Origin of the sequence: Caulobacter sp. S45 (genome assembly GCF_009765965.1) — a bacterium.
Classification (GTDB): Bacteria; Pseudomonadota; Alphaproteobacteria; order Caulobacterales; family Caulobacteraceae; genus CAHJWH01.
The window spans coordinates 2,707,734-2,728,171 of the sequence record NZ_LMUL01000014.1 but is presented as its reverse complement, the minus strand read 5'-3'; the positions used below and the strand labels follow the sequence as shown (position 1 = coordinate 2,728,171).

At 68.5% G+C, this 20,438-nt stretch carries 10 protein-coding genes; 5 read left to right on the top strand and 5 right to left on the bottom strand.

The features are described from left to right. Nucleotides 1–50: 50 nt before the first annotated feature. A complete protein-coding gene (gene arfB / locus GSQ87_RS19595; protein WP_158917364.1) occupies nucleotides 51–479 on the top strand; it encodes an alternative ribosome rescue aminoacyl-tRNA hydrolase ArfB in 429 nt (142 codons plus the stop codon). Next, nucleotides 472–1,716, top strand: coding sequence for a CCA tRNA nucleotidyltransferase (locus GSQ87_RS19590; RefSeq protein ID WP_158917362.1), 1,245 nt, complete (start codon nucleotides 472–474; stop codon nucleotides 1,714–1,716). The genes arfB and GSQ87_RS19590 overlap by 8 nt, the downstream gene beginning before the upstream one ends. An 11-nt stretch (nucleotides 1,717–1,727) precedes the next feature. On the opposite strand, the gene GSQ87_RS19585 is transcribed toward GSQ87_RS19590, so the two are convergent. From GSQ87_RS19585 to GSQ87_RS19570, 4 genes are read right to left on the bottom strand one after another with little or no spacing between them, the layout of a single operon-like run. Then, nucleotides 1,728–3,203 (bottom strand): efflux transporter outer membrane subunit, encoded by a 1,476-nt coding sequence (locus GSQ87_RS19585; RefSeq protein ID WP_158917360.1) that lies wholly within the window; start codon nucleotides 3,201–3,203, stop codon nucleotides 1,728–1,730. Between the two features lie 10 nt (nucleotides 3,204–3,213). Next, nucleotides 3,214–6,771 (bottom strand): efflux RND transporter permease subunit, encoded by a 3,558-nt coding sequence (locus tag GSQ87_RS19580; protein ID WP_158917358.1) that lies wholly within the window; start codon nucleotides 6,769–6,771, stop codon nucleotides 3,214–3,216. Further along, nucleotides 6,768–10,049 (bottom strand): efflux RND transporter permease subunit, encoded by a 3,282-nt coding sequence (locus tag GSQ87_RS19575; RefSeq protein ID WP_158917356.1) that lies wholly within the window; start codon nucleotides 10,047–10,049, stop codon nucleotides 6,768–6,770. The genes GSQ87_RS19580 and GSQ87_RS19575 overlap by 4 nt, the downstream gene beginning before the upstream one ends. Next, a complete protein-coding gene (locus tag GSQ87_RS19570) occupies nucleotides 10,050–11,804 on the bottom strand; it encodes an efflux RND transporter periplasmic adaptor subunit (protein ID WP_158917354.1) in 1,755 nt (584 codons plus the stop codon). A 521-nt stretch (nucleotides 11,805–12,325) separates the two neighbouring features. Between GSQ87_RS19570 and GSQ87_RS19565 the strand changes: the two genes are divergently transcribed. The 3 genes from GSQ87_RS19565 (at nucleotide 12,326) to GSQ87_RS19555 (ending at nucleotide 18,296) form a co-directional block, all read left to right on the top strand. Further along, a complete protein-coding gene (locus GSQ87_RS19565) occupies nucleotides 12,326–12,898 on the top strand; it encodes a hypothetical protein (protein ID WP_158917352.1) in 573 nt (190 codons plus the stop codon). A 69-nt stretch (nucleotides 12,899–12,967) separates the two neighbouring features. Continuing rightward, the gene (gene pepN / locus GSQ87_RS19560; protein WP_158917948.1) at nucleotides 12,968–15,598 is read left to right on the top strand and encodes an aminopeptidase N; all 2,631 of its coding nucleotides are present in this window, start codon (nucleotides 12,968–12,970) and stop codon (nucleotides 15,596–15,598) included. A 118-nt stretch (nucleotides 15,599–15,716) separates the two neighbouring features. Then, entirely contained in the window at nucleotides 15,717–18,296 is a 2,580-nt protein-coding gene (locus tag GSQ87_RS19555; RefSeq protein WP_254063103.1) for an ATP-binding protein, read from the top strand. 22 nt (nucleotides 18,297–18,318) lie between these two features. On the opposite strand, the gene GSQ87_RS19550 is transcribed toward GSQ87_RS19555, so the two are convergent. Then, on the bottom strand, nucleotides 18,319–20,433 hold the full coding sequence (locus GSQ87_RS19550; RefSeq protein WP_216839409.1) for a 3-hydroxyacyl-CoA dehydrogenase NAD-binding domain-containing protein: 2,115 nt from the start codon (nucleotides 20,431–20,433) through the stop codon (nucleotides 18,319–18,321). Nucleotides 20,434–20,438: the final 5 nt, after the last annotated feature.

The following is a 20,438-nucleotide window of genomic DNA, read 5'->3' as shown; positions in this document are numbered from 1 at the left end:
GACTTATCACCCCCTCCCCAGGGAGGGGAGAGCCCGCTACGCTGCCCGTCATGGCTCCCCTGCCCGTCACCCCCGACCTCGCCATCGACGAGGATGAGATCGAGCTGCGCTTCGTGCGCGCGGCCGGTCCCGGCGGTCAGAACGTCAACAAGGTCTCCACGGCCGTGGAGCTGCGCTTCGACGCGCGCGGCTCGCGCTCCCTGCCCAACGACGTCAGCGTACGGCTGCAGCGGCTGGCCGGCAGCAAGCTGACGCTGGAAGGCGTGCTGGTGCTGGTCGCCCAGAGCCATCGCACCCAGGAGATGAACCGCAAGGATGCGATCGACCGGCTGCTGTCGCTGATCCGCCAGGCCAGCGAACGTCCCAAGCCGCGCCGTCCCACCAAGCCGACCAAGGCGTCCAAGCTGCGCCGGCTGGACGGCAAGAGCCGCCGCTCCGACGTGAAGTCCGGCCGATCGAGGCCGCCGTCGGATGGCTGATCACTCCCATCTCCCGCCTCAGGACTGGATCGACGCCGCCCCGACCCGGGCCGTGATCGCGGCCCTGGAGGCTGCGGGCGGCGCCGACTGCGCGCGCTTCGTCGGCGGCTGCGTGCGCGACGCCCTGCTCGGCCGCACACGAGCGGACCAGGACATCGACATCGCCACCCGGCTGACGCCTGAGGAGACCACCGCCGCGTTGAAGCGGGCGGGGCTGCGCGCCATCCCCACCGGGGTCGAGCACGGCACCATCACCGCCATCGCCGACCACCGTCCGTTCGAGATCACCACCCTTCGCCGCGACGTGGAGACCGATGGCCGGCGCGCGGTCGTGGCCTTCACCCAGGACTGGAACGAGGACGCGGCGCGGCGCGACTTCCGCCTGAACGCGCTCTACGCCGAAGCGGATGGGCGGTTGCACGACCCCACCGGCGGCGGGATCGCCGACGCGCTGGCCGGGCGGATCGTCTTCGTCGGTGAACCGGAAATCCGCATCCGCGAGGACTACCTGCGCATCCTGCGGTTCTTCCGCTTCCATGCCTGGTACGGACAGGGCGAGCCGGATGCAGCGGCCCTGGCCGCCTGCGCGGCGTTGGCGACGGGGCTCGAGAGCCTGTCCGGCGAGCGCATCGCCAAGGAGTTGTTGAAGCTGCTTGCCGCGCCCGATCCCGGTTCGAGCGTGAAGCTCATGGCGGAGACCGGGGTGCTGGAGACCCTGCTTCCGGGGGCGGATGTGACGCGGCTGGGCGCCCTGCTGGCCTTGGAAGACATCGCATCGCTGGACCCCGACGCCGAGCTACGGCTGAGCGCCCTGCTACCGCCGGTTAAGGACATGGTGACGGAAGTCTCAAAGCGGCTGAGACTTGCCAATATCCTGAAGACGCGCCTGCTGAACGCCGTTGATCCGTGGGCGGAAGAATTGACCGACCAGGGCGCGCGCCGGGCTGTCTATGCGCTGCGCCCACAGGCCGCCGCGGATCGCCTGAGGCTGGCGTGGAGCGCCGCTCCGCTCGAACCGGCTTGGCCAAGCCTCTGGAGCGAAACCCAAACCTGGCGACCGCCGGCCTTTCCCATCACCGGCGAGGACATCAAGGCGCGCGGCCTGGTCGAAGGGCCCGAGATCGGCCGCATCCGGCGGATCGTGGAAGACTGGTGGATCGCCGCCGACTTTCCGACCGACCGGACGCAGGCCCTGGCGGTGCTGGACGCGGCGGTCAAAGCCGACGCCGCGTCCTGAGGGCCCGGTTCCTAGCCCTTCGGCAAATCGTTCGCCTGCCAGCCGCCGCCGAGGTCCTGGATCAGGGTCACGCTGGCCTGGAGCTGTTCCTGCTGCACGGTCAGCACCTGCTGGGCGTCGGTCAGCGCTGTGGTCTGGGCGGTGATGACGGCGGTGTAGTCGGTCGTCCCGGCCTTGTACTCGTTGATGGCGAGCGTCACCGCAAGATTGGCGGCGTCGACCGCCTGTTGGCGCACGACCGCCTCCTGCTGCAGGACCCGCAACGCCACCAGGTTGTCCTCCACACCCTGGAAGGCGGTGAGCACGGTCTGCCGGTAGACTGCGATCTCCTCGTCATAGGCGGCCCGCGCGGCGCGCACGTTCGCCCGGCGCGCGCCGAAGTCGATCAGGGTCTCCGACAGGCTCGCGCCCGCCGTCCAGATCGCGTTGGATGCGTCAAACAGTTGGCCAAGGTTGGTCCCGTTCGAGCCGACGGAGCCCGTCAGCGGGATGGTCGGATAGAAGGCCGCCTCCGCAACCCCGATCTGGGCGTTAGCGTTGGCCATCCGCCGTTCGGCGGCGGCGATGTCGGGACGGCGCTCCAGCAGGTCGGACGGCAGGATGACCGGAGCAACCGGCACATCGAACCTGCTCTTCGCGATCGGCGCGATCGACAGCTCCGATGGCGCAACCCCGACCAGCATGGCGATGGCGTGCTCGGCCTGGCCGCGAGCGGTCTGTAGGTCCACGAGCTGGGCCTGGACGCCGAGGAGCTGGGTCTGGGCGGCGACGACGCTCGCGCGGTCGACCACGCCCGCCGCGTACTGGTTCTGGGTGAGGGTCAGGAACTTCTGATCGGCGGCGACGGTGTCGCGAAACAGCTGCTGGTCGGCGTCGTTGATGCGCAGGACGTAGTAGGTGGTGGCGAGCTGGCCCTGGGCGGACAGGCGCGCATTGGCCAGGTCGCCGGCGCTGGCCTGGGCGTTGGCCACGTCGCCCTCCACGGTGCGTCTGATCTTGCCCCACAGGTCGGGCTCCCAGCTCGCATTGAGCGCGCCGCTGTAGGTGGTGACCGAGCTGCCGCCCTTACCGGCCGTGGCGCTGCTGGTGATGATCGCGCCGCTGGCGGTGGTGGTGGAGCTGCCGCCCTTGTTGGAATGCTGGTAATTCACATCCGCGCTCGCCCCCAGCGTCGGGAAGAAGGTGGCGCGCGCAGCCGCGGTGACCTGGTGCGCCTCGCGATAGGCGGCGAGCATCTGCGCCACGTTCTGGTTGTTGACCGCGACCCGGCGTTCCAAAGCATCGAGGTCGGGGTCCGCGAAAACCGACCACCAGGCGCCCTTGTCGATCACATCCACCGGATGGGCCGGACGCCAGCCGTCCGCCTCCTTGAAGTGGGTCGAGATCGGCGCGGTCGGGCGATGATAGTTCGGACCGACGGTGCAGGCCGCCAAGGCGCCCGAGAGAGCCAGGGCGGAGACGGTGCGAAGCGAAAGCTTTGTTCTCATGGGGTGAGCCTTATTCGGCCGGCAGGGGGACAGGCGCGGTCCCGCCGCCGAGGCCGCGGGGATAGCGGCGCACGCCCCGCAGGCGCAGCCGGTCGAGATAGAGATAGACCACAGGCGTGGTGATCAGGGTCAGGACCTGGCTGACCACCAGGCCGCCGATGATGGCGACGCCCAACGGTTGGCGAATCTCGCCGCCCTCGCCCGTTCCGAGCGCCAAGGGAACGGCCCCCATGATGGCGGCGCAGGTGGTCATCAGGATCGGGCGGAAGCGTAGCATGCAGGCCTGGTATATCGCGTCGCGCGACGACAATCCCTGCTCACGCTCCGCCACCAAGGCGAAGTCGATGATCATGATGGCGTTCTTCTTCACGATGCCGATCAGCAGGATCACTCCGATCAGGGCGATGATCGAGAAATCGATATGGAAGATCAACAGAGCCAGCACAGCACCCACGCCGGCGGACGGCAGGGTGGAGAGCACGGTCAGCGGATGGATGTAGCTTTCATACAGCACGCCCATGACGATGTAGACCGCGACCAGGGCGGTGACGACCAGGATCGGCTCGCTGGCCACGGAGGCCTGGAACGCCTGGGCGGTGCCGCGGAAGGTGCCGACCACAGCCGCGGGCATGCCGATCTTCTGCTTGGCGTCCTCGACATCGCGTTGCGCGTCGCTGAGCGACTTTCCGGGCGCGAGGTTGAAGGACAGGGTCGCCGCCACAGCCCCGCTCTGATGGTTGACCGACAGGGGCGTGTTGCCGAGCGCCCAATGGGCGATGGCGGACAGCGGGGTCATGGTCTCCACGGCCGTCGAGACCGCCGTGCCGGTGGAAGTGGTCACCGCGCCGCCGGTGCTGGTGCGCGCCACGCCGGCTCCGGCCAGGTTGGTGGCGGCCAGGGTGCTGGCGGCCGCCGTGGCGCTGGTGGTGGACGCCGTGCTCCCGCCGCCGGACCCCGCTGCGCTGACCTGAGATCCGCCGCCCGATCCCGAACTCGTCCCGACCGAAGTCTGAGCAGAGGCGGTGTCCACCGAAGACGTCGCTACGGCGACGTCGGGAGACGCGGAGACGGAGCCGGAAACGCCGCCGGTCGCCGTAGACGACGTCGTTCCGGTCGATGAAGCGGTGCTGGTCAGGGTGGCGACCGCCCCTCCGGCGCCGGTCGAGGTGCTGGTGGTCGCCGTGGTGGGCGTAGCGCCCCCTGCCGGGGGGGTGACGTAGATGTCGCTCAGGACAGTGGGGTCCTGCTGGTAGCGTTGCGCCACCTCCATGACCACATGGTACTGGTTCAGCGGATTATAGATGATCGACGCGAAGCTTTGACCAAAGGCGTCGTTGAGCGTGTTGTCGATCTGCTGCGAGGTGAGCCCGAGCCGCGAGGCTGTACTGCGGTCGTAGGTGACATAGCTCTCCAGCGCATGGGACTGCTGGTCGGTGTTGACGTCGGTCAGGTCGGGATAGGCCTGCAGCGCCCGCAACAGCTTGTCCGACCATTCCTTCAGCAGGTCGCTGTTGTCGCTCTGCAAGGTGTACTGGTAGGCGGCGTTGCTCTGCCGGCCGCCGATCTGGATGTCCTGAGCGGATTGCAGGAACAGGGCGGCGCCCGAGACGTGGGAGGTCTTGGGACGCAGGCGCTGGATCACCTGGTCGGCGGTCACACCGGGGCGCTCCCCGCGTGGTTTCAGGGCGACGAACATGAAACCGCCGGCCGACTGGACGTAGCTGGTCACGGTCTGCACCGCCGGATCGCTCATCACGATCTTCTGCAGCCGCCTGAACTTGTTCGACGTCAGATTGAACGAGGAGGCCTGATCGACCTGGACCCCGCCGATCAGGGTGCCGGTATCCTGCTGAGGGAAGAAGCCCTTGGGGACGATGATATAGAGGAAGACGGTCAGGACGACTGTCGCAATCAGCATCAGCAGGACCGGAAAGCTGTTGTCCAAGGCCCAGGTCAGCGACTTCTCGTAGCCCTTATGGATGCGGTCGAAGCCCCACTCGAACCCGTCCGAAGCGCCGCCCCAGAACTTCTGCCACCAGGAGCGTCGCCGCGCCTTGGGGTCCTCGCCCTGATGTTCCTTGATCAACAGCGCCGCCATCATCGGCGTGGTCGTCAGTGAGACCAGCAGCGAGATGACGATGGCCGCCGACAGGGTCACGGCGAACTCGCGGAACAGCCGCCCGACGATCCCGCCCATGGCCAGGATCGGGATGAACACCGCGATCAGCGAGATGGAGATCGACATCACCGTGAAGCCGACCTCGCCGGCGCCGACCAGCGCCGCCTGATAGCGCGGCATGCCGGCCTCGACGTGGCGGGTGATGTTCTCCAGCACTACGATAGCGTCGTCGACCACGAAGCCCGTGGCCACCGTCAGCGCCATCAGCGACAGGTTGTCCAGACTGTAGTGCAGTAGGTACATCACCCCCAGCGTGCCCAGCAGGCTGACCGTCACGGCCACCGCCGGGATCAGGGTCGCGCGGCCGCTCCGCAGGAACACCAGCACCACCACCACCACCAGCAGGATGGCGATCAGCAGGGTACGCTCCACCTCCGCCAGCGAGGAGCGGATGGTCTTGGTGCTGTCCACCGCCACGGTCAGGTCGATCGGCCCGCTCTGGGCGATGTCGGTCCTCAGTTGGGGCAGGATCGCGTTGATCCGGTTGACGGTGGCGATGATGTTGGAGCCGGGCGACTTGGTCACCTGGACAATGATCGCCGACTTGCCGTTGGCCAGACCCAGGTTCTGTAGGTTCTCCGGCCCGTTCACCACCTCGGCGATGTCCTTGATCCGCACGGGCCGGCCGCTGCGGTAGGCGATGATGACGTTCTCGTAGTCCTTGGCCACCGTCGCCTGATCGTTGGTGTTGATCTGGAACCGATGCGGACCGTCGGAATAGGACCCCTTGGGCTGGAATGCGTTGGTGGACTGCACCGCCGCCTTCACGTCCTCCAGACCGATGCCGTACTTGTTCAGGGCGTAGGGGTTCATCTCCACCCGCACCGCCGGCGAGGCGGCGCCGAACACATCGACCTCGCCCACACCGCTGATCTGCGACAGGGCCTGCTGCACCACGATGGAGGCGGCGTCGAACACCTGGTAGGTGGCCAGCGTGTCGGAGCTGAGCGCCATGATCATGATCGGCCGCTCGGCCGGATTGGCCTCCTTGTAGCTCGGAGCGCTCGGCAGCGCGGACGGCAGCAAGGATTGGGCGGCGTTGATGCCGGCCTGCACGTCGCGCGCGGCCCCGTTGATGTCGCGGTCCAGCCCGAACTGCATGGTGATCCGCGTGGACCCCTGGCCGCCCCGGTTCGAGCTGGTGGAGGTCAGTTCGGTGACGTCGGCGATGGCGCCGAGCGTGCGCTCCAACGGCGTCGCCACGCTGGTGGCCATCACCTCGGGGCTGGCGCCGGGCAGGCTGGCCTGGACCTGGATGGTGGGGAAGTCGACCTGCGGCAGGGGCGCGACCGGCAACACGAAATAGGCCGCCACCCCGACCAGGGCGATGCCGATGGTCAGCAAGGTGGTGGCGATCGGCCGCCGGATGAACAGCGCGGAGGGGTTCACCCGGGCGCGCCCTCAGGCGTGGGGTCGTCGGACGGCCGTGGGCCGCTCTGCGCCGTGTCGCCGGCGACCGTGTTGGGGCCGCGCTTGGTGAAGCGCTTCGCCAGGTTGTCGAAGGCGATGTAGATCACCGGCGTGGTGAACAGGGTCAGCACCTGCGAGCAGACCAGGCCGCCGATGATGCTGACGCCCAGCGGACGACGCAGCTCGGCGCCGATGCCGCCGCCGAGCCACAGCGGAATCGCCGCCAGTAACGCCGCCATGGTGGTCATCAGGATCGGCCGGAACCGCAACAGGGCCGCCTGGTAGATCGCCTCCTGCGGGGTCTTGCCCTCGTTGCGCTCCGCCTCCAGGGCGAAGTCGATCATCATGATCGCGTTCTTCTTGACGATGCCGATCAGCAGGATGATGCCGATGATCCCGATCACGCCCAGGTCCTGACCCGCCAGCGACAGGGCCAGCAGCGCGCCCACCGCCGCCGACGGCAGGGTGGACAGGATGGTCAGGGGGTGGATGAAGCTCTCGTAGAGCACGCCCAGCACGATGTAGATGGCCACGACCGCGGCCAGGATCAGCCACAGCTCGTTGCCCAGCGAAGCGCGATACGCCTCCGCCGCGCCGACGAAGGTGGTGGTGATGACCGGCGGGACGGCGATGTCCTTCTCGGCCTTCTCGATCAGGGTGATCGAATTGCCCAGCGCCACGCCCTTGGCGAGGTTGAACGAGATGGTGGTGGAGGGGAACTGGCTGACGTGGCTGTTCTGCAGCGCCGTCGCCTGCTCCTTGATGGTGGCGATGGCCGACAGCGGCACCGCCCCGCCGGTGGTGGACTGCAGGTAGATCTGGCCCAGCGCCTCGGGCGAATGCACCGTGTCCTGCGACGCCTCCAGGATCACCCGGTACTGGTTGGACTGGGTGTAGATGGTCGAGACGATCCGCTGGCCGAAGGCGTCGTAGAGCACGTTGTCGACGGTCGCCAGACTGACGCCCAGCCGGGCGGCGGTATCGCGGTCCACCTCGATATAGGAGGCCAGGCCCTCGCTCTGGATGTCGGAGGTGACGTCCTCGAGCTTGGGGTTCTTCTTCAGCTCCGCCACCAGCTTGTTGGTCCAGCTGGTCAGCTGGCCGATATCCACCGAGCCCAGCATGAACTCGTACTGGGTGCGGCCGACATTGGAGTCGATGGTCAGGTCCTGCACCGGTTGCAGGTAGAGCGAAACCCCCGACACCGAGGAGACTTCGCGGTTCAGGTTGCGGATGATGTCCTGGGCCGAATGATGGCGCTGACCCAGCGGCTTGAGGCCGATCAGCACCCGGCCGGAATTCAGCGTCTGGTTCTGGGCGTCCACGCCGACGAAGGAGGCGACGTTGGATACGTCGGGGTCTTGCAGGATCGCCGCGGCCATGGCGCGCTGGCGCTCGGTCATGGCGTTGTAGGAGATGGACTGCGACGCCTCGGTGACCCCCTGCAGCAAGCCCGTGTCCTGTGACGGGAACAGGCCCTTGGGGATGGCCATATAGAGCACAGCCGTCAGGATGAAGGTGGCGAGCGCGGCGAGCAGGGTCAGCTTCTGATGGCGCAGGACCCATAGCAGGCCCTTGTCGTACTGACGGAGGATCCAGTCGAAGCCCTGCTCGAAACGGTGGCCCATGCTGCCGGGCCGGGGTTCTTTGGGATGGGTCAGCCACAGGCCGCACAGGCTCGGCACCATGGTCAGCGAAACCACCGCCGAAATGACGATGGTCACCGCCAGGGTCACGGCGAACTCGCGGAACAGACGCCCCACCACGTCGCCCATGAACAGCAGCGGGATCAGCACCGCCAGCAGCGACACCGTCAGCGAGATGATGGTGAAGCCGATCTCCGACGAGCCCTTCAGCGCCGCCTGTCGAGGGGTGTAGCCCATCTCCACGTAGCGGCTGATGTTCTCGATCATGACGATGGCGTCGTCGACGACGAAGCCCGAGGCGATCGTCAGCGCCATCAGGGTCAGGTTGTTCAGGCTGTAGCCGAGCAGGTACATGACCGCGAACGCGCCCACCAGCGACAGCGGCACGGTGATGCCCGAGATGATCGTCGCCGGCACGTTGCGCAGGAAGACGTAGATCATCGCCACGACCAGGAAGATCGACAGCGCCAGCTCGAACTCCACGTCCTCGACCGAGGCGCGGATGGTGATGGTGCGGTCGGTGGTCGCCGTCATGTCCACGCCGGCCGGCAGGGACTGTTCCAAGGAGCCGGGCTCGGTCTTGTCCAGGCACTTCTTGTCGCCCGAACAGAAGGTCCGGGGCAGGATCTGCTTGATCCGGTTGACCACGCCGATGACGTTGGCGCCCGGCTGGCGCTGGATGTTCAGGATCACCGCCGGCGTCAGGTCCTGCAAAGCGCCGAGCTGGCTGTTCTCGGTCCCCTGCACCACCGTCGCCACGTCCGACAGCCGCACGGGCGAGCCGTTCTTGTAGGCGATGATGGTGTCGGCGTAGTCCTTGGCGGTGGAGAGCTGGTCGTTGGCGTCGATGGTGTAGGCGCGCACGGCGCCGTTGAAGCTACCCTTGGGACCGTTGACGTTGGCCGCGGCGATGGCGGTGCGCAGGGTCTCCAGCGACAGGCCGTAGGCGGCGAGCGCACGGGGGTTGGCCTGGACCTTGACCGCCGGCCGCTGGCCGCCCGCGACGCTGACCAGGCCGACGCCGGCCACCTGGCTGATCTTGGAGGCGATGCGCGTATCGGCCAGGTCCTCGACCTGGTTCAGCGGCATGGTCTTGGAGGTGAGTGCGATCGATACGATCGGCGCGTCGGCCGGATTGACCTTGGCGTAGACCGGCAGGTTGGGCAGGTCGGACGGCAGCAGGGCGTTCGCGGCGGTCATGGCCGCCTGCACCTCCTGCTCCGCCACGTCCAGGCTGAGTTCGAGGTTGAACTGCAGGGTGATGATCGAGGCGCCCTGTGAGGACACCGACGACATCCGGCTGAGGCCGGGCATCTCGCCGAACTGCCGCTCGAGCGGGGCGGTGATCCGCGAGGTCGTCACCTCCGGGCTGGCGCCCGGATAGAAGGTCTGGACCTGGATGGTCGGGTAGTCGACCTCAGGCAGGGCGGAGAGCGGCAGGAACTGGAACCCCACCACCCCCGCCAGGAAGATCGCCGCCATCAGGAGCGAGGTGGCGATCGGGCGCATGATGAATAGACGCGACGGGCCGCTCACCGCCTCGTCGCCGGGGCCGGCGGCCGGGCCGGTCTGTTCCCGGTCCGGCCCGCGCCCGTGGTCCTGGTCGCTCATCTACTGGCCGCCGCCCTGTCCGTGGCCGCCGCCGCCCTGATGCTGGGCCATCTGGGCGCGGATCTGCACCAGCTTGGCCTTCTGGTCGGGGCGCAGGATCGTATTCAGCTGGTCGAAGGCCTTGTCGTAGGCCTGCCGATAGGCCTGGCGGCGGGCGGTGGGATCGTCGCCCGCCTGGGCCGCCGCGGTCACCACTTCACCGCGGGCGGTGGTGAACAGCGCCTGAGCCTTGAGCTGCTGGTCCGCATCCAGGTCCAGCTGGGCCAGCATGGCCTGGGTCTTGCCGCCAGGACCGCGGTTCTCGCCACCCTGGTCGGGCGTGGACGCCTGCTGGGTGGAGTTGTCGCCAACCTTGGCGGGTGCGCCCGCTGGCTGTTGACCGCCGGGGCAGGCGCCGCGAGCACCCGCGCCGCCATGGGCTCCGCTGCCGCCGCCGTGACGTCCACGACGTCCCGCGCCGCCGCCGGCTTGCGGCATGGAGGGGACGCAGTCGCCCGGCAGGATCACCGAGGCCCCGTCGCGCAGGCGGTCGCTGCCGTCGGTGACCACCACATCGCCCGGCTGCAGGCCGCTGAGGATCGCGGTCTTGTCGCCGTCGACCGGGCCGGTCTTGATGGCCCGGACGGCCACGGTGTGGGCGTTGGTTCCGCCCTGGACCACATAGGCGAACAGCCCATCCGCCCCGCGAAGGACGGAAGAGGTCGGGGCGACGACGGCGTTCTTGAGCGTGTCGACCAGGATCTTCACATTGACGAACTGCTGTGGGAACAGGGTGCCCGCGCCGTTGTCGAAGCGCGCCTTGGCCTGCACGGTGCCCGTGGTGGGATCGATCTGGTTGTCGAGCGTCAGCAGCTTGCCCTCGGCCAGCTCGGTGGCGCCCGAACGGTCGTAGGCGGTGACGGGCAGCACGGCGCCTGCGTGGATGCGCCCCTGGATCTGGGGCAGGTTGTCCTCGGGCAGGGTGAACAGCACGTCGATGGGCGTCAGCTCGGTCACCACCACTAGGCCGTTGGTCAGGCCCGGCGTGATGTAGTTGCCGACGTCGATCTGACGCAGGCCGACCCGGCCAGTCACCGGCGAGGTGATGTGGCAGTAGATCAGATTCAGCTTGGCCGCGGCGATATTGGCCTGATCGGTCTTCACCGTCCCCTCGAGCTGCTTGACCGTTGCGGCCTGCGACTCTTCGGTCTGGCGGGCGATGGAGTCCTGGGCCAGCAGGGTCTGGTAGCGCTTGAGGTCGAGCTGGGCCTCGGCGAGCTGGGCCTGGTCGCGGGCGAGCGCGCCTTCCTGTTGCTGCAACGCGGCCTGGTAGGGGCGCGGGTCGATCTGGGCCAGGAACTGGCCCTTGGTCACCATCTGGCCTTCGGTGAAGGCGATCTGCTGGAGATAGCCGGAAATCTGGCTGTTGACCTTGACCGTGGCCAGCGGCGTCACCGCGCCAAGCTGGTTCATGTAGATCGGCACGTCGCCATGCGCGACCTGGGCGGTGGAGACGGCGGTGGGCAAGCCTCCGAACCGTCCGCCGCGACCGCCACGGCCGCCGCGCGCGCCATGTGCGCCGCCTGCGGGGCCGCTATGGCTGACGATGAGCCAGACCACCAGACCGACCGCGAGGACGCCGAGCAGCACCCACAGCCAGGTCAGCCGGCTGCGACGCGGCGGCGGGGCGTAGCGGGGCGGCCCCCCGACGGAGTCGGGAGCCTGGGGATTTCCTACGCCCGGCTGGCGATGGTCTTGCCGAGTTCCATGATCCACGCGCGTTGAACTCCCGCGAGCTCTTGAGTTTGATTGTTGTGCTTAGCAGAGAAAAAGATCGCCGCTAGACCGCCAAGCGCTCGACCGGACGCCAAGTCGCGCGGTTGGCCGGCCTTTTTGAGGCGTGCGCGTCGCCTTTACCTAACAAGGCCCTGGGATTTGTTGCGCCGGCGCTACAAAATCGGGAAATCCGCAATACCGCCACATTTCGCCTTTGACGCCGCGACCGCGCCCACGCCACAGTCGCTTCGACTTCGGCGAGCCTAAACTGGCAGGTCGGGTCGGAACGTTTCTACGGGGTTTACATGCATCGGCGCGTCGGGGGACGCACGATGTACGGGGCGTGGGGGACGGGGCGGACTACGGTCCGCCCCTCTTCGTTTGCCCCCATACGGCAACGCCAAGCCAAGGTTTTTCCTGGCTTTAATTCTCCGCCGCCCCCGCGATTGACCAGCCGTAAACACTTTCAACGTAAAGTGGTTGTCCGCAGGTGAGAGCCCGCGCACGATCGGGCGACGAGCATGGCCAAGGCGCATTTCCATCGGCATCAGAAGGTCTGGGTGGAGTCGGTCGGCTCCTGGGCCGCGATAGAACGCATCATCCCCATATGGGCCAAGGGTTTCGACGAGCCCGTCCGCATCACCTACGACGTCGGCCTGGGCCGGGAGTTCAGGGCCGACGAGCTGGCGGCCGACACCTCGGCCGAGCCCGCGAGCGCTGAAAGCGAAGGCGCGGGATGGCGGGTGCTTAGGGCTCGCAATAAGTGGCAGGCGCCCGAAGACTGCGGCCATCATCCCCTGCCCGGCACCTTTCCCGTCGTGGTCACCAACGACGCCGACTGGGGCGGCTGGCGTGTGCCCGGCGCCGAATACGATCGCGACCCTTACAAGATCGAGCAGCAGGCGCGCATGCTGGCCTCAGCGCCCAAGCTGATGCGCCTGGCGCAGGACCTGGCCGACTGGGCCAGCGAAGCCGCCGAGGACCTGCCGCCGGAAGTGCTCCGCCTCGCCCGCCAGGCCAGCGGTCTAGTCAACTTCGTCAACGACGAGCGGGTCGCACCCGAGGGCCAGCCGCAGATGCAGGCGACGGGATAACGCCCTGCGCGCAGGGCGCAAGCGCCTGCACAGGTGGCGAAGGCGCCGTCGTGCGTCTACATCGCCTTCATGCGCACCGACCAGCCCGTCCAGATTCGCCTCGAAGACTATCGTCCTCCGGCCTTCCAGGTCGAAACCGTCGACCTGAAGTTCCGGCTGGAGCCGTCCGCCACCCGCGTCACGGCCAGGCTCGCCATCCGCCGGCAGGGCGACGCCGATGCGCCCTTGGTCTTGGACGGCGTCAGGCTGAAACTCCGATCCATCGCCGTCGACGGTGCGCCGCTAGGGCCGCACGCCTACGTCCTGACCGATGAGACCCTGACCATCCCCAACGCGCCGGACGCCTTCACCCTGGAGACGGAGGTGGAGATCGACCCCCAGGCCAATACCGCGCTGGAGGGCCTGTACATGTCGGGCGGCCGCTTCTGCACCCAGTGCGAGGCGGAGGGTTTCCGCAAGATCACCTACTTCCCCGACCGGCCGGACGTGCTGGCGCGCTACAGCGTGCGCATCGAGGCGGACAAGGCGGCCTATCCGCGCCTACTGTCCAACGGCAATCTGACCGACCAGGGCGAGCTGCCCGACGGCCGCCATTTCGCGGCCTGGACCGACCCCTTCCCCAAGCCCTGCTACCTGTTCGCCCTAGTAGCCGGCGAGCTGGACGAGCTGGCCGACAGCTTCGTCGTCATGACCGGACGCGAGGTGCAGCTGCGCATCTACGTCGATCCCGGCCAGAGCGCGCGCGCCGCCTACGCCATGGATGCGCTGAAGCGATCCATGCGCTTCGACGAGACCGCCTTCGGGCGCGAGTACGACCTGGACCTGTTCATGATCGTGGCCGTGCGCGACTTCAACTTCGGGGCGATGGAGAACAAGGGCCTCAACATCTTCAACAGCTCGCTGCTGCTGGCCGACGCCGACACCGCGACCGACGAGGACTACGAGCGCATCGAGAGCGTGGTCGCCCACGAGTATTTCCATAACTGGACCGGCGACCGGATCACCTGCCGCGACTGGTTCCAGCTCTGCCTGAAGGAAGGGCTGACGGTGTTCCGCGACCAGTCCTTCTCGGCCCAGGAGCGCGGCGCGGCGGTGCAGCGGATCAAGGACGTGCGCCTGCTGCGCGCGCGCCAGTTCCCCGAGGACGCCGGCCCGCTGGCCCACCCCGTGCGCCCGTCGAGCTACGCCAAGATCGACAACTTCTACACCGCGACGATCTATGAGAAGGGCGCCGAGATCATCCGTATGTTGGCGACGCTGGTGGGCGACCAGGCCTTCGGCGCCGGCATGGACCTGTATTTCGAGCGCTGGGACGGAACGGCGACCACGGTGGAGGCCTTCGTCGCCTGCTTCGCCGAGACCTCGGGCCGCGATCTCGCCCCGTTCATGCGCTGGTACGAGCAGGCTGGCACGCCAGAGGTGCGGATCGAGGCCGTCTACGACGCGGCCGCCCAAGCCTTGGACCTGACCCTGCGCCAGGCCACGGCGCCCACGCCCGGCCAACCCGACAAGCTTCCCCTGCCCATGCCGGTGGCGCTGGGGCTGTTGGACCTGGACGGGCGGCCGCTCAGCTTCGTGGCGCCGGGGGCCGATACGGCGTCCGATCGCGCGGTGCTGACGCTCGACAAGGCCGAGACCCGGGTGCGGCTGGAGCAGGTGGCCTCGCTGCCGGTGCTGTCGGCGTTCCGCGGCTTCTCCGCCCCGGTGAAACTGTCGACCGACGCGCCGGCGCCGGACGCCTATGTGCTGCTGGCCGCCGATCCGGACCTGTTCAATCGCTGGGAGGCTGGCCAGAGCCTGGCGCGGGCCCTGATCCTGGCGCGGGCGTCCGGCGCGCCCGACGAGGTGAGCGAGGTGCGCTTCGCCGATGCGCTGGGCCGCGCCATGCAGGACCAGTCCGCCGACGACGCGTTCAAGGCCCTGCTGCTGCAATTGCCGAGCGAGGCGGACCTGGCCCTGGAGATGGCCCCGAACGCCGACCCGACCCTGATCCACGAGGCCCGCGACGGTCTTCGCACCCGCATCGCCGTCCACCTGTCCGAACTGCTGACCCGCCTGCACGGCGAGATGCAGAGCGACGAGACCTTCACGCCGGACGCCCGCAGCGCCGGACGCCGCGCCCTTCGCAACGCGGTGCTGGCTATGCTGGTCGCCGATCCGCACGCGGCCAACGTAGAGCGCGCGCATGGCCACTTCGCCGCGGCCGCCAACATGACCGACGCCATGGGCGGGCTGAACGCGCTCTCCCAGCTCGGCGGCGCGGGCTTCGAGGCGGCGCTGGCCCGGTTCTACGATCGCTGGCAGGCCGAGCCGCTGGTGGTGGACAAGTGGTTCGCCGTCCAGGCCCGCGCCGCCGCCGAAGACACGCTCGCCAGGGTGGCGGAGCTGACCGCCCATCCGGCGTTCGACCCCAGGACGCCCAACCGCTTCCGCGCCCTGGTGTCCAACTTCGCCCTCAACAATCCCGTGCGCTTCCACGCGGGAGACGGCGCGGGCTACCGCTTCCTGGCGGACCAAATCCTGGCTGTGGACGCCTACAACCCTGGGATGGCGGCCCGACTTGTCAGTCCGCTCGGCGAATTCCGCCTTTACCGCCCCGATCTGGCCCGCGAAATGCGGCGTGAACTGGGGCGGATCGCCGCGCATCCGCGGTTGTCTAAAAATGTGGCGGAGCTTGTGGGCAAGGCTTTGGACGATTGAGCGCTGGCTCCACCTAGCCTTTCCCCAGGAACCTCCGCCCCCAAACCGTAAGCGTTGGTGACACGCAGGAGTCGTCACGGTTAAGATTCACCATATTGAATCGGGGAGGGGCGCCGGCTTGACCAGCCGTGCAACTCAGGGCGCGGGCGCCATGGCGAAGGAAGGCAGGCGGAACGAGGGCTCTGAGTCCGCCTTTTCCGTCACGCTTCGCATCGTCGTGCTCTCGGCGCTGCTCCTGCTGGCCATCAACGCCGTCTTCGCCGCTCGGCAGTTGCGCGCGCCCGCCGCCTCGGACGCGGCCGACATGCCGCTGCGACTGGAAGCGGAACGCCTGGCCGGCCGGGCCGCCGATATTTCGCAAACCCTTCGCCTCAGCGCGCAGGCGGGGGCCCAGCGCCTACAGCAGAAATCGAGTTCGCCGCTCGACGCGGCTCAGACGGCGCTACGCCTGGCCGCGCCCGCGGGGCGCAGCGCCGCGGTGGTGAGCGACGGGGTGGTCACGGCCACCACAGGCGGCGCCGGCTTCGCCTGGCGGCGGATCGAACCGTTGACCGGCGCCGACATGCGGGGAACCTGGATCGGCCAGGCGCTTGGCGCAGGCGCCGACGCAGCTTCCCCGCGGCTCTACGCCGTGGCCGAAACACCCGCCGGCCGCCATACCGCCCAGGTAGTGGTGGCCGCCGACCTCGCTCCCCTGCTGGCCGCCGATCGGGGCAAGGCCGACGGAAGCGCCAGGGTGCTGTTGTCGGACGACGGGATCGTGCTCGCCGCCTCGGGGCTGCCGGCCGGAAGCGGCGGAACCGCACGCACCCTGCTCGGCCTGTCGGTCGCCGACCTGCGTAAGGCCGCCAACGCCACCACCCCGACCCTGCAAAGCCGCCTCGGCTCCAGCCAGCAGGCGCGCATCGCCACGGCGGAGAGCGCGGACGGCGCACTGATCGCGGTGACGGCCATCCCGCAGGCGGCCCTGGCGAGCGCGGAGCATACGCGGCTGGCGATCAAGGTGTTCGCCCTGTTCGCACCGCTGGTGATCGGCCTGCTGCTGACCCTGGTGCTGATGGTCCAGACCCGCAAGGCGCAGGCCGCCCTGACCGCCCGGCGCGACAGCGAACGCAAGTTCCGCCTGGCGGTGGAGGGCGCGCGGTGCGGCATCTGGGAATGGGACCTGAAGAACGACCAGGTCACCATGTCCGACATCACCGGCGTGATGTTCGGCTGGGGCGGCGGCGGCATCGCCCGGGGCGACGACGTGATGGCGCGCATCGCCCCCGAGCATCATGACCGTGTGCGCCAGGCGCTGCAGGGTGGATCGGAATTCGGCGCGGTCGATGTCACCTTCTGTGTTGTCCGCCCCGCCGGCGCGGTGTCGTGGATCGACGCCCGCGGCCAGGCCTTCGGCCGCATGGACGGCAAAGCCTACACCAAGCTGATCGGCGTAGCGCTCGACGTCACCGACGAGCGCATCGCCGAACAGCGCGCCCAGGCGGCCGAGCGGCGGCTGCACGACGCCATCGACAGCGTGTCCGAGGCCTTCGTGCTTTGGGACCGCCAAGGCCGGCTGCTGATGTGCAACCAGAACTTCCGCGACTTCTTCTCGTTGGAGGCCAAGTCGCTGAAGCCCGGCGCCACGCGCGCCGAGGTGCTGAAGCTGGCCCAGCTCGCGGTGCGCAGCCACATGCCCTCCACCCAGGCGGCAAAGCCCGGCCAACGCGAGATGGAGATGTCGGACGGCCGCTGGCTGCAGGTTTCCGAGCGCCGCACCGCCGAGGGCGGCCTGGTGATGACCGCAGCCGACATCACCCGCATCAAGCGCCAGGAAGAGGCGCGCCGCCTGAACGAAGAGGCGCTCGAACACGCGGTCGAGCGGCTGGAGGAGAGCCGTCACGAGCTGTCGGAGCTGGCCCAGAAGTACCAGACCGAAAAACACCGCGCCGAGAGCGCCAACAGCGCCAAGAGCGAGTTCCTGGCCAATATGAGCCACGAGCTGCGCACGCCGCTGAACGCCATCAACGGCTTCTCCGAGATGATGTCGGTGGAGATGTTCGGCCCGCTCGGCGACCGCCGCTATAAGGAATACGCTGGCGACATCCTGTCTTCCGGCCAGCACCTGTTGGCCCTAATCAACGACATCCTGGACATGTCCAAGATCGAGGCCGGCAAGATGAATCTCAGCTTCGAGGCGCTGGAGGTCGAGGACATGGTCGGCGAGGCGGTGCGGCTGATGCGCAACCGGGCGGAAGCGGCCAAGCTGCAGATGGAGATCGACATCCCCTCCAACCTGTCGATGGTGGAGGCGGACTATCGCGCGGTGAAGCAGGTGCTGCTGAACCTGCTGTCCAACGCGGTGAAGTTCACGCCCCAGGGCGGTCGCATCGTCGTGGCGGCGCGCGAGGTGGACGGCCAGAGCGGACGGCGCGTGCGCATCAGCGTCGCCGACAACGGCATCGGCATCTCCGCCACCGACTTGGCGCGGCTCGGCAAGCCCTTCGAACAGGTGGAGACCCAGCACTCCAAAACCCAGCAAGGCACCGGGCTCGGCCTGGCGCTGACCAAGTCGCTGATCGAGCTGCACGAGGGCGCCTTCACCATGGAGAGCGAACCCGGCGTCGGCACTACGGTGTTCTTCTCCCTCTCCATCCACCGGCCGCCGACCGCCAAGGTGAAGCCGGCGACCCATGCTGTGGGGGCGATGGTCTAGGGGCGATAGCGGCGCTGGGCCTCTATCCGCCCACGGTCTCATCCAACGCCGCCCATCCGGCGTCCGGCGCGAACCGCTCGCCATGCGCTTCCGCCAGCGCCACCAGCCGGGCGCGTATCTCCGCTGGGCCGCGCGCGTGGGCGTAATGCATCGGACCGCCACGGAACGGCGCAAAGCCCGAACCGAAAATCATCGCCCCGTCCACCGTGTCCTCGTCCGCCGCCACGCCCTCCCGCAGGATCGCCACGCAGGCGTTCAGCATCGGCAACACCAGGCGGTCGGCGAGATACGGCGAAGGTCCGCCGGTCTTGGCCTTCACAGCCTCGCCGTCCCTCCAGACGTAAAGCCCCTGTCCGGTCTTGCGGCCCAGATGACCGTCCGCGACCTTCTTGCGCAGCCAGTCCGGCGCATCGGGAATGGCCCAGCCGAGATCGCGCTTCAGCGAATCCGCCACCGCCAAGGCCACGTCGAGCCCTACCTGGTCCGCAAGTTCGATCGGGCCGACCGGCATGCCGAACATCTCGGCCGCCTTGTCGATCACCTCGGGCGCAACGCCCTCGTCCATCAGGATCAGGGCCTCGGCCAGGTAGGGCGTCAGCGCGCGGTTGACGATGAAACCCGGCGCGCTCTTGGCCGGCGCGGGCAGCCGGTCGATCAGGCCGGTGAAGCCGCGCGCGAACGCCTCCACCTCCGCGTCGAGCCTGTCGTGGCGAACCACCTCGACCAGCTGCATCTTCGAGACGGGATTGAAGAAGTGCAGGCCGACGAACCGCTCCGGTCGCTGGAGGGTCTCGGCGAGCTTCTGCAGAGGGATGGAGGAGGTGTTGGTGGCCAACACCGCGCCCGGCTTCATCCGAGGCTCGACGGCGGCGTAGATCTTCGCCTTCAGCTCGGCCTTTTCGGGCGCGGCCTCGATCACCAGGTCGGCCCGGGCGATCCCCTCGCCGTTCACATCGGGGATCAGGCGGTCGAGCGCGTCGCGGACCTTGATCCCGTCCTTGTGGCCGATCTTCTCATATAGAGCCGCCGCCCGCCGGATCGCCCCGCCGATCGGCTTGGGATCGACGTCGCCGAGCGTGACGGTCAACCCTTTCCAGGCGCACCAAGCGGCGATGTCCCCGCCCATGGCTCCGGCGCCGATCACATGCACGTGGGCGATCGTGGGCGGCTTGCCGGCGGCCTTCTTCATCTTCTCGCGCAGGAAGAACACCCGCACCAGATTGCGCGAAGTCTCGCTGACCAGCAGCTCGGCGAAGCTGCCGATCTCGGCGCGTTTCATCGCCTCGAAGTCGCCGCCGTGCTTTTCCCACAGGTCGATCAGGGCGAAGGGAGCGGGATAGTGGGCGTGCGGGGCCTTGGCTTCCGCCTGGGCGCGCATCTGGCGAGCGGCGAGATTACGAGCCGGGGCGCTCTCCTTCAGCCGATTCGAGACGCTGGAACGCGCGCCGTGCAGCTTGCCGCTCACCGCCGCCTCGACCGCCGCCAGCACATGGCGCTCAGGCACGATGGCGTCCACCAGCCCCAACGCCTTGGCCTTGCGGTCGTGGATGGTGCGGCCGGTCAGCATGGCGCTCATCGCCTCGATCGGGTCGATCAGGCGGGTCATGCGCGCCACGCCGCCCAGCCCCGGATGCAGGCCGAGCTGCACCTCGGGGAAGCCGAAGCTCGCCCCGGTCACCGCGATGCGGGTGTGGCAGGCCAGGGCCAGCTCCAGGCCGCCGCCCAGGGCATAACCGTGGATCACCGCGATAGTGGGGATGGTCAGCCGTTCCAGCCGGTCGATCACCTCGTGCGCCCGGCCGATCTGGCGGGCGACGCCCTCGGCGGTCTTCAGCTCGACGAACTCGGAGATGTCGGCCCCGGCGACGAAGCCCGAGCGCTTGGCCGAACGGATCACCAGGCCCTTGGGCTGGCTCTCCGCCAGCCGGTCCAGGATGGCGTCCAGCTCCACCAGCACGGCGGTGTTCAGGGTGTTGGCCGAGGAGCCGTGCCGGTCGAGCACCGCCCAGGCGACGTCGTGCCGGTCGCGGGTCAGCCGCCAATGCTGATACGGGTTCGGCGCGGCGACGGCGGGCTCGGGTCCCAACTCCAGATCGCGGTCCTCGAGCGCCGCCCAGACCTTGTCCATCTTCGACATGGCGC